Origin of the sequence: Pseudomonas gebzensis (assembly GCF_034427815.1) — a bacterium.
Classification (GTDB): domain Bacteria; phylum Pseudomonadota; class Gammaproteobacteria; order Pseudomonadales; family Pseudomonadaceae; genus Aquipseudomonas.
The window spans coordinates 201363-215364 of sequence record NZ_JAXQNS010000006.1 but is presented as its reverse complement, the minus strand read 5'-3'; the positions used below and the strand labels follow the sequence as shown (position 1 = coordinate 215364).

At 66.4% G+C, this 14002-nt stretch carries 9 protein-coding genes; 3 read left to right on the top strand and 6 right to left on the bottom strand.

What is annotated here, in order from left to right; all coding sequences use genetic code 11:
• Positions 1 to 46: 46 nt before the first annotated feature.
• Positions 47 to 1030 carry an SMI1/KNR4 family protein gene (locus tag SJI00_RS13655; RefSeq protein ID WP_322462242.1) on the bottom strand — a complete coding sequence of 328 codons (984 nt, stop codon included), beginning with the start codon at positions 1028 to 1030 and terminating at the stop codon, positions 47 to 49.
• A 363-nt stretch (positions 1031 to 1393) separates the two neighbouring features.
• On the opposite strand from SJI00_RS13655, the gene pssA reads away from it, so the two are divergent.
• On the top strand, positions 1394 to 2716 hold the full coding sequence (gene pssA, locus SJI00_RS13650) for a CDP-diacylglycerol--serine O-phosphatidyltransferase (protein WP_322462368.1): 1323 nt from the start codon (positions 1394 to 1396) through the stop codon (positions 2714 to 2716).
• Between the two features lie 39 nt (positions 2717 to 2755).
• Here the strand turns inward: pssA and SJI00_RS13645 are convergent, their stop codons facing one another.
• On the bottom strand, positions 2756 to 3700 hold the full coding sequence (locus tag SJI00_RS13645; RefSeq protein WP_322462241.1) for a LysR family transcriptional regulator: 945 nt from the start codon (positions 3698 to 3700) through the stop codon (positions 2756 to 2758).
• A gap of 259 nt (positions 3701 to 3959) precedes the next feature.
• Between SJI00_RS13645 and SJI00_RS13640 the strand changes: the two genes are divergently transcribed.
• Positions 3960 to 5174 (top strand): acyl-CoA dehydrogenase, encoded by a 1215-nt coding sequence (locus SJI00_RS13640; protein ID WP_322462240.1) that lies wholly within the window; start codon positions 3960 to 3962, stop codon positions 5172 to 5174.
• Between the two features lie 291 nt (positions 5175 to 5465).
• Here SJI00_RS13640 and SJI00_RS13635 read toward each other — a convergent pair whose 3' ends face one another.
• From SJI00_RS13635 to SJI00_RS13625, 3 genes are all read right to left on the bottom strand, one after another.
• Positions 5466 to 8300: a PAS domain-containing hybrid sensor histidine kinase/response regulator gene (locus tag SJI00_RS13635; RefSeq protein ID WP_322462367.1), complete on the bottom strand. Its 2835-nt coding sequence runs from the start codon at positions 8298 to 8300 to the stop codon at positions 5466 to 5468.
• A 321-nt stretch (positions 8301 to 8621) separates the two neighbouring features.
• Positions 8622 to 8930, bottom strand: coding sequence for a hypothetical protein (locus SJI00_RS13630; protein ID WP_322462239.1), 309 nt, complete (start codon positions 8928 to 8930; stop codon positions 8622 to 8624).
• Positions 8931 to 9229: 299 nt separating this feature from the next.
• Positions 9230 to 10690: a methylenetetrahydrofolate reductase C-terminal domain-containing protein gene (locus tag SJI00_RS13625; protein ID WP_322462238.1), complete on the bottom strand. Its 1461-nt coding sequence runs from the start codon at positions 10688 to 10690 to the stop codon at positions 9230 to 9232.
• 349 nt (positions 10691 to 11039) lie between these two features.
• On the opposite strand from SJI00_RS13625, the gene SJI00_RS13620 reads away from it, so the two are divergent.
• Positions 11040 to 11306, top strand: a complete 267-nt coding sequence (locus SJI00_RS13620) for a DUF1652 domain-containing protein (protein ID WP_322462237.1) — start codon at positions 11040 to 11042, stop codon at positions 11304 to 11306.
• A gap of 35 nt (positions 11307 to 11341) precedes the next feature.
• Here the strand turns inward: SJI00_RS13620 and SJI00_RS13615 are convergent, their stop codons facing one another.
• Entirely contained in the window at positions 11342 to 13879 is a 2538-nt protein-coding gene (locus SJI00_RS13615) for an excinuclease ABC subunit UvrA (RefSeq protein WP_322462236.1), read from the bottom strand.
• Positions 13880 to 14002 lie beyond the last annotated feature (123 nt).

Genomic DNA, 14002 nt, shown 5'->3' with positions numbered 1-14002 from the left:
CCCTGCGGCTTCCACGTCAGCGCAGGGTTGCAGGCGCGAGGCGCCCTTACTGGGCCGCCGCCTCGAGTGCGCGTTGCAACTGTTCAAGCATCTGCGCCATGTGCGCCTGGCTCAGCACGATGCCCTGATCGGTGTCGATCAGCTCGCCGGCCTCCACGCGCGCCTTGAACCAGTCTTCCACGAATCCCGGTGCATAGCCCCCGGTGCTGAAGCCTTTGCCGCCGAAGGCGATCATTGCCGAATAGACGTCGAGGTACTGCTGGCGGCTCTGCACCCGGTGTCGCTGCTGGTAAACCCAGAACTGCACGTCATACAGCAGGTAGGACAGAGGGTCGGCGTGCAGGGCGAAGCAGCGTTTTTCCTGAAGCAGGTGCAGGCTGACTGCGCGCACGGCCTCGCCGATGCGAGGAAAGGGCGCAAAGTCGGTCAGCAGCGGCGCGAGCATCTCCGAAAACGCGCCCTCGGTGACTCGGTAGAGGTCGTCCTCGAACAGTTCCTCCGACCTGTCGTATACCGCTTCGTTGACCAGCCCGCGCACGAACGTCTCGAAGTTCTTGGCCAGCACGGTGATGCGGTAGTCACCTTCCTGATCGACGTGCACCACCTGGGGCTCGCCCTGAGGGCCACAGGCGCGGTAGTCGAGTGCCACCATGTCGTGCCCGGCGCTTGGCGTATCGCAGATGTACACGCCGATGTCCGGATAGCCCCACGCTTCGATCATGAAGCGGCTACCCAATTCGCCGCACAGCGAATGCATCTTCTGTCGCCCGATGCTCAGGAAGCCGCTGATGGCAGCGTGATCTTCAGCCCATGAGGTCGACTCATCGGTGGGAAAGCAGGTGTTGTGCGGCAAGCCGCCGTTGTGCCGACGCATGAAGGCGACATAGGACGCGGGCAAACGGTAGCCAAGCTGCGCTTGAACCTCGGCGACACAGGCGTCGCTGGGCGACGCATCGATGTAGGCCTTGAGGGCATAGTCGCAGTCGTCCCAGAAGGTGCTCAGATCGATGTCATCGGGGAACGCGCTCATGACCTGGCGGCCTGTGCGGGAGTGGCCTGCGGGCCAGCGACGGGTGTCATGCGGTGCATGGCGGGGTCCTTGAGCAGTGGTCTGGATGGGGCGTCAGACTCATCGGCGCCCAGGGAAGTTCGTCATCGAAGGTTTCTGCCCGTGAAGCGACGCTGAACAACGGGAACGCAACACCGCCCCCACCCAACACTTGCGCGCTCGCCCCCGGGCGCCAGGCTAGACCGGGAGTGGCGCAGCTGCGCATCCAGCACCCAGCTGTATTTATCCTTGGGTCAGTCACGTCCCAGGCCCTACACTGGCCCCACGTATAGACTACTGCAGCAGCGCATCAGCGGCTGTCTGCCTGGAGGTTGCCTTTTCGTGATGCTCGATTCCTCGCTAGCCCGCCTGCCTGGCGTAGCCATCACCCCCGATGCCATCGAAGTGCTGCCGGACGCCGCCAGCTACCGCCGCGCTCTGCTCGAACTGATCGGCAACGCGACCCGACGCATCGTGCTGGTGGCGTTGTACCTGCAGGAAGACGAGGCCGGCCAGGAGGTGCTCGATGCGCTGTACCGGGCCAAGGCGGCGCGACCGGCGCTGGACATCACCGTGGTGGTCGATCTGTTCCGCGCCCAGCGCGGGCTGCTCGGTGCCGGCAAGCAGCCGGGCAATGCCGCCTGGTACCAGGCGCAACGGCGCTTGCAGGGCCTTGATGTGGTCATCCACGGGGTACCGGTGCAAACCCGCGAGCTGTTCGGCGTGCTGCACCTCAAGGGCAGTGTGATCGATGACTGCGTGCTCTATACCGGTGCCAGCTTCAACAATGTCTACCTGCACCGCTTCGAGCGCTACCGCCTGGACCGCTACCACCTGCTGCGCAGCGCCGGCCTGGCGCAAGCGGTGGTCGGCGTGGTGCGCCAGATCGTCAGCGGTGACGCGACGCCACGCCTCGACCAGCCCGATGTGCCTGACAGTCGCAGCCTGCGCGGCAAGATCCGGCGTCTGCGTGGACGCCTGCGGCAACTGCAGTATGAAATCGCCGCACCGGCCACTGAAGGGTTGCGCGTCATCCCGCTGCTTGGCATCGGCCGCGGCAACACCCTCAACCACACCCTCTGCGCCTTGGTCCGCGCCGCACGCGGCGAGCTGGTGGTGTGCACGCCCTACTTCAACCCGCCGCGCATGCTGATGCGCGAAATTCGCCTGGCGCTGGGCCGCGGCGTGCAAGTAGAGCTGATCGTCGGCCACCGCACCGCCAACGATTTTTACGTTGCCCCCGATCAACCCTTCAGTGCCAGTGGCGTGCTTCCGTACCTGTACGAAGACAACCTGCGCGCCTTCGCTCGCCGCCAGCACCGCGCGCTGGCCAGCGGCCAACTGCGGCTGCGGGTGTGGAACGATCCAGGCCATACCTTCCATGCCAAGGGCTTGTGGGTCGACCAGCGTTATAGCCTGCTGACCGGCAACAACTTCAACCCGCGTGGCTTCAACCTCGACCTGGAAAACGCCTTGCTGATCGATGACCCCAACGGCGAGTGGTTGGCGCCACGCCAAGCGGAGCTCGACGGCATTCGCCGCCACACCGAACAGGTCGACCAGCCCAGCGATCTGGGCGAGAAGGGCGACCACCCCAAGAAGGTCCGTACCTTCCTGCGGCGCCTGCGTTACAGCCGCTTGGAACCGTTGATCAAGCGGGTGCTGTAGGCGCTGTACGAAAAGCCCAGGAGGGCCAGTGGGGCACGCTTACAACGACGTGCTCTGGCTGTCGGCCGTTACCGGTACTTCATCCTGCGCCGCCACCCGCTGGCACAACTCGATGATCTGCTCGCGCATCCAGCGGTTGGCCGGGTCCTGGTCGGTGCTTTCGTGCCAGTACAGGTGGGTTTCCAGCGGCGTCACCTCCAGTGGCAACGGCAGGTGGCGCAACTGATGGCGGCGGGCGAAGCGTTCGGGCACGGTCATTACCAGGTCTGACTGCTGCAGCACCTGGCAGGCCATCAGGTAATGCTGCGAGCGCAGGACCACCTTGCGCTGCACACCCATCCGGCCCAGCGCCAGGTCAACGTAACCCAGGCCATTGCGCCGGCTGGAGATGTGGATGTGCGACATCGACAGATAGCTGTCCAGGGTCAGCCGTGTGTCCGCCAGTGGGTGGCCCTGGCGCAGGGCGCAGACGAAGCGGTCTTGCAGCAGCTTGACGTGGCGCACTTGCGGGTCGGTGTTCAGCGGCGCATCCACGGCAAAGTCCAGGCGCCCGGCCGCCAGCTCCTTGGTGGTTTCACGGCGCTTGCTGAGAAAGCTCTCGATCATCACCCCAGGCGCCAGCCGGCGCAGGCGCTGGAACAGCGGCGGCAGGATCACCGCCTCGATCAGGTCGGTCATGCTGATGCGGAAGGTCTTGCTCGCCTCCAGCGGGTTGAACAGGCGGCTTTCCTGTACCGACACCCGCAGCAGGGCGAGGGCGTTGCGTACTGGGCCGATGATGTTCTGCGCCATGGGAGTGGGCACCATGCCTTGGGCGGTGCGCACGAACAACGGGTCGTTGAAGGTTTCGCGCAGGCGTGAGAGGGCGTTGGAGACCGCCGGCTGGGTGATGCCGACGATCTGCCCGGCGCGGGTCAGGTTGGCTTCGGTGTAGATCGCATCGAAAACGATGAACAGGTTGAGGTCGACCTTGCTGAGGCTCATGCGCGGGGGCTCATTGACAGACACAGACCTCGATCCTATAACGCTTATGAATGTTCATACAGCAAAAAAATACAGTGGATGAATTCGCAGGGGCTGCCCTAGGCTGTACAGGAGCCTCGCACCACGGCTCGCACGGGCGAAGCTCGTCTGCCTGCTGGACAGGCTCGTACGCATCGCGCGCTGGCAACGGCGAATCAGCACCTGCCAACGTCTGCCACGCCTCGCCCTCCTCATTGCCACCTGTCAGGAAGCGCTGCCCATGGACTTCGCCTACACGCCCAAGGTCCAAGCCCTGCGCGAACGTGTTACAGCATTCATGGACGAACACGTCTATCCGGCTGAAAAGGTCTTTGCTCAGCAGGTGGCAGAGGGCGACCGCTGGCAGCCCACGGCCATCGTCGAGACGCTCAAGGCGCAGGCCAGGGCGGCCGGGCTGTGGAACCTGTTTCTGCCCGACTCCGAGTACGGTGCGGGCCTGAGCAATCTGCACTACGCGCCCTTGGCCGAGATCATGGGCCGCTCGCTGCTCGGCCCCGAGCCCTTCAACTGCTCGGCGCCGGACACCGGCAACATGGAGGTGCTGGTGCGCTATGCCAGCCCCGCGCAGAAACAGCAATGGCTCGAACCGCTGCTGCGCGGCGAAATCCGCTCGGCGTTCGCCATGACCGAGCCGGACGTGGCCTCATCAGACGCCACCAACATGGCCGCCACTGCTGTGCAGCACGGCGATCACTGGCTGATCAATGGCCACAAGTGGTGGACCTCCGGGGCCTGTGACCCGCGTTGCAAGGTGCTGATCTTCATGGGCCTGTCCGATGCCAGCGCCGCGCGCCACCAGCAGCATTCGATGGTGCTGGTACCCACCGATACCCCGGGCGTGAAGATCGTTCGGCCGCTTAGCGTGTTCGGCTACGACGACGCCCCACACGGCCATGCCCACGTGACCTTCGACAACGTGCAGGTGCCGTTCGACAACGTGATCCTCGGCCCCGGGCGCGGCTTCGAGATCGCCCAGGGCCGTCTCGGCCCCGGGCGTATTCACCATTGCATGCGCTCTGTCGGCATGGCCGAGCGTGCCTTGCAACTGCTCTGCCGACGCGCCACCACCCGCACGGCGTTCGGCAAGCCGCTGGCGGAGCTGGGCGGCAACCTCGACCTGATCGCCGAGTCGCGCATGCAGATCGAAATGGCCCGCCTGCTGACCCTCAAGGCCGCTTACATGATGGACACTGTGGGCAACAAGGTGGCCCGCAGCGAGATCGCGCAAATCAAGGTGGTGGCGCCCAATGTGGCGCTGCAGGTCATCGACCGGGCGATTCAGATGCACGGCGGGGCAGGCGTCAGCGACGATTTCCCGCTGGCCTACATGTACGCCATGCAACGCACCTTGCGCCTGGCCGACGGCCCGGACGAGGTGCACCGGGCGGCGATTGGCAAGTTCGAGCTAAGCCGCTACCTGCCCCCACGGGCCTAGGTCTGTACGAAAAACCTCGATACTCGCCCATGCTGCGTTGAAAACGCCCTCGGAATGCTCATGTACTCCAGTGCACTCCGCTTGCTCGGCCGTTTTCGCCTTGCCTGGCCTTCGTCTCAAGGCTTTTCGTAAAGAACCTAGTGCGGTCAACCGCACTCGACGGCACAGGGGCTGGCACCGCTCAGCCGTGCGCTGCTCCTGCGTTGGCGGGTGCCTGGAGCGACGCCAGCGCGCACCGTGCGGGCTGCATGTGACGGCGCAGCGCCCGGCACCAAGCCCGCGCCCTCAGCGTCAAAGCTCCATCAGCTCCCTGACTCGAGCCACCAGTGCATCCACCGCAAACGGCTTGGTCAGGATCAACATGCCCGGCTCCAACTGGCCATTGCCGATCGCTGCGCTTTCCGCATAGCCGGTGATGAACAGGGTTTTCAGGGCCGGGCGCAGGGCGCGACCGGCATCGGCCAGCTGGCGGCCGTTCAGACCGCCCGGCAGGCCGACATCGGTAATCATCAGCTCGATGGCCGCATTGGAGCGCAGCACTGCCAGCCCGGCAACGCTGTCTGCGGCGTCAATCACGTTGTAGCCCAGGTCGCCGAGCACGTCGTTGAGCAGCAGGCGCACGGTGGGTTCATCGTCGACGATCAGCACGGTCTTGCCGGCCGGATGGCGCACCGCTGGGCTTTCGTTCGGCTCGATCCGGTGCTCGACTGCCGTGTCCTGGGAACGCGGCAGGTAGATGGTCACGGTGGTGCCGCGGCCCACCTCGGAGAAGATCCGTGCCTGGCCCCCCGACTGCTTGGCGAAGCCATAGATCATCGACAGCCCCAGGCCCGTGCCTTGGCCGATAGGCTTGGTGGTGAAGAACGGATCGAAGGCTTTGGCCAGCACCTCAGGGGGCATGCCCGTACCGTTGTCGATGACGCTGATCGACAGGTACTGCCCGGTCGGCACGTCCAGCACCCGTGCGGCCTCCACGCCGATCCAGCGGTTGGCCGTCTCGATGATGATGCGGCCCCCTTCGGGCATCGCATCGCGGGCGTTGATGCACAGGTTGAGCAGGGCATTTTCCAGCTGGCTGGCATCGGCGCGGGCGCGCCAGTAGCCGCCGACCGAGAAGGTCTCGATGACGATGCTCGGCCCCACGCTGCGCTGGATCAGGTCGCTCAACTCCTCGATCAGCTTGACCACGTCAATGGCCTGCGGATCGAGGGTCTGGCGGCGCGAGAAGGCCAGTAGGCGATGGGTCAGGCCTGCAGCGCGTTTGGCCGCACCCTGGGCGGCGGTCATGTATTTATCGACATCGCCCAGGCGGTTCTGGCTGATGCGCAGTTTCATCAGTTCCAGCGCGCCGGAAATGCCCGCCAGGAGGTTGTTGAAGTCGTGCGCCAGGCCGCCGGTGAGCTGCCCGACTGCTTCCATTTTCTGTGACTGGCGCAGTTTCTCTTCTGACTGCATCAGCTCCAGGGTGCGCTCGGCGACGCGCTGTTCGAGGGTCTCGGTGAGGTGGCGCAGGGCATTGAGGGCGTGGTCTCGCTCCTCACGGACGGCGCGGCGCTCACCGACGTCGATCAGCACGCCGGGGAAGTCCAGCGGGGTGCCGTCGGCAGCGTGATCCACCCGGCCGTTGGCTTCGATCCAGTAGTACTGGCCGTCAGCGCGTTTGACTCGGTACTGATGGGCGTAGGCACCGCCGCGCTGGCAGGCCTCGTCGATGGCCGCGATCAACCCGGCGCGGTCCTCCGGGTGCACGGTGGTCACCACCTGTTCGAGACTCAGCCCGACCCGACCCATCGCCGGGTCCAGGCCGAACGCCAACGCAAAGGCCTCATCGACCGTGAAGCGGTCGTGCACCAGGTCCCAGTGCCAGGTGCCGATGATGGCGCCGGCGGCCAGGGCCAGTTGCACCCGTTCGACGTTCTCGCGCGCCAGCTGCTCGCTGACCAGCAAGCGCTCCTGCGCATTACGCCGCTCGGTGACATCGTTGAAGAAGATGCCGATCTGCCGCGCCTGCGGCTCGCCCACGCGCACAGCGCGCACGTCGAACCAGCGGGCGAACGGCTTGGAATAGTTCTCGAACTGGCTCGATTCGCCGGTCTTGGCCACGTGGCCATACATCTGGAACCAGAACGGTTCCAGGTCCGGGGCGTATTCGGTGACCCACTTGCCTTGCAGGTTGACCCCGGCCTGGCGTTCAAACGCCGGGTTGACCTCGATGAAGCGGTAGTCCACAGGATCGTCGTTCTGGTCGAACTTCACCTCGACGATGGCAAAGGCGGTCTCGATGATCCCGAGCATGGTCCGAAAGCGTTCTTCGCTGCGGCGCAGGGCGGTTTCGGCCGAGCGCATGCGAGTCATGTCGAGCATGGCGCCGATCATGCGCACGGCGTTGCCTTCGGCGTCGCGGCTGACGTGGCCGCGGTCGAGCACTTCGGCGTAGGAACCGTCGGCGCGTTCGAACCGATAGCCGTCGCTCCACGTGGTGCCGACGCCGTCGATCACCTCGCGCAGGGAGGTGCTGATGCGTGCGCGGTCGTCAGGGTGGATGTGCGCCATCCACCACTGGTGGCGCATCTGGCCGTGGTCGATAGGGTGACCGTAAGCCTCGTGCAGGGCGTCGTTCCAGAGCACGTGGCTGCTGCGCAGGTCCCAGTCCCAGATGGCGTCGTTGGTCGCTTTGGCCGCCAGGCGGTGACGTTCCTGGGCCTCGGCAATGGCCTTGCCGGCCAGATGCTCGTGGGTGCGGTCACGGAGGATCTTCATGAAGCCGAGCAGCAGGTCCTGCTCGCTGTACAGCGGCATCATTTCGCCCGAGGCCCAGAAGCGTCCGCCGTCCTTGCGCAGGTGCCAGCGCTCGTCCGAGACGCGGCCATCACGCAGGGCCAGGCGCATTTCTTCGGCCACCCGGCCCCGCGCACGATCTTCAGGCGTGAAGAAACGTTCGGCCCCTTCGCCGCACACTTCCTCGGCGGTCCAGCCCATGACGTGGGTGGCCCCGGCGTTCCAGTCAGTGACGATGCCATTGTGGTCGGTGAGGACGATGGCAAAATCCACGGCGCTTTCAAATACCGCCCACTGGCGCGCGGCGTTCAGCGCACGGCGGTGTCGCTCGCTGGCCGACACGGCCATGGCCCTGTCGTCGACAGGTTGCTCGGGATCGAGCCCCGCGCTGCGCAGCTGTGCGCGCAAGCGCAGCACTTCGGCCTCCAGCGCAGCGCGGTCGAGGGTGTGCAGAACAGGGAACGGCCGGTCGGGGTTATTCATGCTTGGACGTCACAGTGACCGCGTGAGGGTGCTCGGGCGGTTGAAAAGAGGGGGCGGGCGGAAAGGTGCGAGATTACCGGGCAATATGCCATTAGGTCGAGCCTGCGCATGCGCATTGCGCTCAGACTGCCCGGGCAACCCTGCCGAGGGGCCGCCTTGACGCTGCCCTGCGGCGTGGCCGGGCGCTTACGCCGCACCGTGAAACTGCTCATAAGCTTCGCTCTGCAGGCCATCGATCGGCTCGCCTGCCTCGTTGCGCAGGCTGAAATCATGTTGCTCGCCGCCGATGCTGGCGCAGCCGTCGAGCCCCAGCAGCAGTGTGTACATCACGTCGGTGAGCACGCCGTCGAGCAGCGCGTGGAGCTGGCGGGTCTGCACCTCGGACAGCTGCATTGCCGCCAGCTGCGCGCTCACCTGCGTTGCGGGGGTGTGGAGCGATTGCACCGCGGCGGCTTTTTCAGCCTTCCAGAGGGCGACGAATTGCTGGGCGTCCATAGCGGTCTCGTATAAAAGGTGCCGGTGGGCGAGGCCTGCGCGCAGTGCAGGCAGTGCATGACCACGCTGCAGAGGGCGTTGTGCGCCGATACTGCGGGGCACGGCGCTTGGCTGCAGGCTTAGAGCGCCAGGCGCGAACGCTGTTCCCGAGGCCTTGTGTGAAAAGTCGTGCGGCGAAGGTCGGCCCAGGCGCCGGTGGCTTGGCAGCCCCACCCGGTGCTCTGACCCCGCGTGCCTGACTGCCTTGGAGCCTGGCCGAGCCTCAGCGCCTCGCCTAGCTTAGGTGAGGGGGCGCAGGTTCAGTCCGGCTGAGCCGGCTGCTCGCGCGGCGCGGCGAACCACACCGGCCAGGAACTGCGATGCCGGTCGCCAACCTCCACGCAGGCGATCAATTGCTGGCTGGCCAGCGCCGCCTCGCGGTCGGCCTTGGCGGTGCGGTAGCGCACGCTGTGGATGCATTCGCGGTCGCCAAACTCGCAGCGGTTGAGCTGGGTGCCGCCGCAGGGTCCGTTGGCCAGGCCTTTGGGGCAGGTCTCGGGGCAGATGTACAAGGTGTGCTCAAGCCGGCAACTGCCGCAGGTGTCGCAACCCACCAGCGGGCGCTTGACACTGCGCTCAAGGCCATGCAGCCAGCGCGCACCGCGTTCGCCGGCCCACAGCGGTCGCCGGACCAGCCAGGCGAACCCGCGGCTGAGCACCGTGGTGCGGCTGAACAGCTGATGGTGCAGGGCGCCGAGCAGGCGTACCCGGGCCGCTTCCCGGTATGACGGCTGTACCTTGGTTTCACCCAGCCGCCAACTGGCCTGTTCGGGATGGAACGTCACCGGTGCCTCGCCGGGCAGGTTCCAGGCCGCGTCCCAGGCGGCCTGCCATTGCGCCGGGTGCTGGATCTCGGCCCGACATTGCTCGATGGCTGCCTCCAGCGCGTCCATGTGCGCCGGCTCATGCAGGCCGGACACATGCACCCCGGCGTAGCCGATGCGCGCCAGCTCGGTCACCTGCAAGGCCAGCCGTCGGATGCTGCGCGCCTGGGCAAAGGCCTTGGACTCGGCCGCTTCGGCGGCCAGCATCTGCAGCATCGAAGGCGACACGGTCACGCCGGCGACGTGCTGGAGCATCTTCGCCCGCCCGTGGGTCACGGCGATCAGGCAGGCGATCAGTGGCTTGGGCACCGGCTGGCGCTGCATCCACTGCAGGGCCTCGATGTGCTTGTCCATGTCGAAACCCAGCTGCAGGTCGAGAAAGTCCGCGCCGGCCTGGAGCTTCTTCGTCGCCTTGAAGTACTGCGCGCCGCCTTCTTCCTCGCGGTACTTGAACGGATTGAGCGCCGCACCCAGCAGCCAGTCGGGCCGCGCCTGGCGCACGATCTGCAGCGCGGCCACCGATTCCAGGTAGCGCACCGGATGCTCGCCCGGTCGATGGCCGTGCAGGCGGTCGCCGGTGAGCAGCAGCAACTGGTCGAGGCCGGCGGCGTCCATCTGCTCAAGCTGGGCCAACAGGTCCTGCCGCTCGCGGTCCTTGCCGGAAAAGTGCAGCAGCGTCGGCACGCGCTCAGGCAGGCTGGCATGGGCCTCGAGCGGCGACAGATCGAGGCGGCTGCCAACACGATCGCCCATCGACACGGTCAACGGCCAGCCGCACAGCTCGACCCGCGCCATCATCGTCGCCACCGCAGCGAAGCGCGCAGCAGACGGCTTGGGCACGAACTCCAGGATGCAGGCAAAGCGGCCTTGTTGCAGGGCGGTCTTGAGGGTGTTCATCGCAGGGTGCCTGGCCATCGAAACGCTATAGTGTGCCCGAATGCCAGGGTGGCCGTTGTCCCGCCGCGCAGCCGGCGCCCCTGAACCCGACATGGCCAGCCAAGGCAGACCGCCGGTCGCATGCCGCCCCACTCGACTGAACGGTCACCGCCCCCAGGGGTTCTTCCACTAAGGTGCTCAGAGCTGCGCTGAACACCTCCCGACCTCTGAGCACCTGCCTGTGCGTCAGGGGCGTTGGCACAGGCTGCATGCGGTGACCCAAGCAGGCGCAAGCCTGTCACGCCCGCCGATCACGCGCCCGGTGTCAGGTGTCTGCCTCGCAGCGCACTGGCTACGAGAGGTTGGCGACATGTCCTTGATTGGCGTCTCACTACTGGAAATGCGACAGATGATCGAGCAGGCCTGCCTGCCGGATCGCTGTGAAGTCTCTTGCCCGGATGGGGTCTGCCTGACCATTCGTCTGGGCCAGGGTGAAACCCTCGATAACTGCGTGACGCTGACCGGCGTCCCGATCGACAGCCTCAACAACTGTCGTGATGTGGTCGGCCTGGTGGGCCAGTTGCGCCAGCGCCAACGCCTGCAGGGCGGCGCATCGGTGAACCGGGCCCGCGCATGAGGCCGGGGCGCTGCGCCCCGGCCTGATACGCTCTTTCATCCCTGTTCCAGGCACTGCGCCAAAAAGCGCGCGGTCTGGCTGCCTTTACAGGCAGCCACTGCCTGCGGCGTGCCGCTGGCGACTACGCGGCCGCCGCCGTTGCCCGCGCCAGGGCCAATGTCGATTACCCAGTCGCTCTGCGCCACCACGCGCATGTCGTGCTCGACGACCAGTACGCTGTGCCCGGCATCGACCAGGTGGTTGAGCTGCAGCAACAAACGGTCGACGTCTTCGGGATGCAGCCCGGTGGTGGGCTCGTCCAGCACGTACAGGGTCGCGCCGCGCGCCTGGCGCTGCAGCTCGGTGGCCAGCTTGATGCGCTGCGCTTCACCGCCCGACAGTTCGGTGGCTGGCTGCCCAAGGCGCAGGTAGCCCAGGCCGATGTCTTCCAATACCTGCAAGCTACGGCCAATGGCCGCTTGGTTGCTGAACACCTCCAGCGCCTGGCTGACGGTGTGCTGCAACACCTGGGCGATGGTCAGGCCCTGCCAGGTGATGGCCAAGGTCTCGGGGTTGTAGCGGGCGCCGTGGCAGGTGGGGCAGGGTGCATACACGCTAGGCATGAACAGCAACTCGACGCTGACGAAGCCTTCGCCCTCGCAATGCGGGCAGCGGCCCTTGGCGACGTTGAAGGAAAAACGTCCGGCATCGAAGCCGTGGGCCTTGGCCTCAGCCGTGTTGGCGAACAGCTTGCGCACGTGGTCGAACAGGCCGGTATAGGTGGCCAGGTTCGAGCGTGGAGTACGGCCGATCGGCTTCTGGTCGACATCCACCAAGCGCTTGAGGTGTTGCAGACCGGCCGTGATCTGCCCCGCGCTGGGCCGTTCGGCATCATCTTCCAGCGTGGCGGCATCCTGCTCGGCAGGCGCTTGCCCGCGGCCCAGATGAGCACCCACCAGCTCCAGCAGCGCCTGGCTGACCAGGCTGGATTTGCCCGAACCGCTGATACCGGTGACCGAGGTGAAACAGCCCAGCGGTAGGGCCACGTTCAATTGCTGCAGGTTGTTGCGGGTGATGCCCTCCAGGTGCAGCCAGTGCGCCGGCTCACGGGGGGCGCGTGCGCTGCCGGTGTGCTCGGCGAACAGATAGGGTCGTGTGCGCGACTCGGTCACCTTCGCCAGCCCTGCCGGCGGGCCGCTGTACAGCACGCGCCCGCCGTGTTCCCCGGCCGCCGGGCCGACGTCCACCAGCCAGTCGGCGCGGCGCATGGTCTCGACGTCGTGCTCGACCACGTACACCGAGTTGCCCGCCTGCTTGAGCCGTTGCAAGGCGCTGTACAGCGCTTCGCTGTCGGCGGGGTGCAGCCCGGCAGAAGGCTCGTCGAGCACGTAGATCACGCCGAACAGCTGCGCGTTGAGCTGGGTGGCCAGGCGCAAGCGTTGCAGCTCGCCCGACGACAAGCTGGGCGTGCTGCGGCCCAGCGACAGGTAGCCCAGGCCCAGGTCGAGCAGGCTCTGCAGACGCTGCAGCAGTTCTTCAGCGATGCGTTGGGCAGCCAGTTGCTTTTCCGCCGACAGCGCAGGGGCAGTGGAGGCGCTGGCAGAGTGCCCGCTGAGGACCCGGCGCAGCACCTGGCCCAACTCGGCCAGGCTCAGTTGCGACAGCTCGGCGATGTCCAGGCCATCGAAGGTCACGCTCAGTGCCGCTGGCTTGAGCCGTTTGCCGCCACACGCCGGGCATGGGCCGGGGCGCATGAACTGCGACACACGCTGGCGCATCTGCGCGCTCTGCGAGTGCATGAAGGTATGCAGCACATAGCGTTTGGCGCCGCTGAAGGTGCCTTGGTAACTGGGTTCGAGCTTGCGCTTGAGCGCCGTGCGGGTCTGCGCGGGCGTGAGGCCGGCGTAGACGGGAACGGTCGGCGTCTGATCGGTGAACAGAATCCAGTCGCGCTCGGCTTGGGGCAGATCACGCCACGGCACGTCGACGTCATAGCCCATCGTCACCAGGATGTCGCGCAGGTTCTGCCCTTGCCAGGCCGGCGGCCAGGCGGCGATGGCGCGCTCGCGAATGCTCAGCGAGGGGTCGGGCACCAAGGTCGCTTCAGTCACCTCATAGACCCGGCCCAGGCCGTGGCACTCGGCGCAGGCGCCCTGCGGGGTGTTGGCGGAGAAGTCCTCGGCGTACAGCATCGGCTGGCCGGCCGGGTAATGTCCGGCCCGCGAATACAGCATGCGGATCGAACTCGACAGCGTGGTCACGCTGCCCACCGAGGAGCGTGCGCTCGGGGTGCCGCGCTGCTGCTGCAAGGCCACGGCGGGCGGCAGGCCTTCGATGGCGTCCACATCCGGCACGCCGGCCTGGTCGATCAGGCGCCGGGCATAGGGTGCGACCGATTCGAAATAGCGGCGCTGGGCCTCGGCGTACACCGTCGAGAACGCCAGGGAAGACTTGCCCGAGCCGGACACGCCGGTGAACACCACCAACGCATCGCGGGGGATGTCGACATCGACATGCTTGAGGTTGTGCTCACGGGCGCCGCGCACTTTGACGAAACCGGTGGGCTGGAAGGGTAAAGGCGGCTTGGGAGGCATGGGGCATCCTGTCACGTGTTGATTGCACAGGGTGCGCGCCGCGCGTTCGATACCGATTGTCTGTGCGGCGGCGCAGCCCTGAGGGCTGAAGACTCTCCCACAGGGACCGTGCCGGTTCGACAG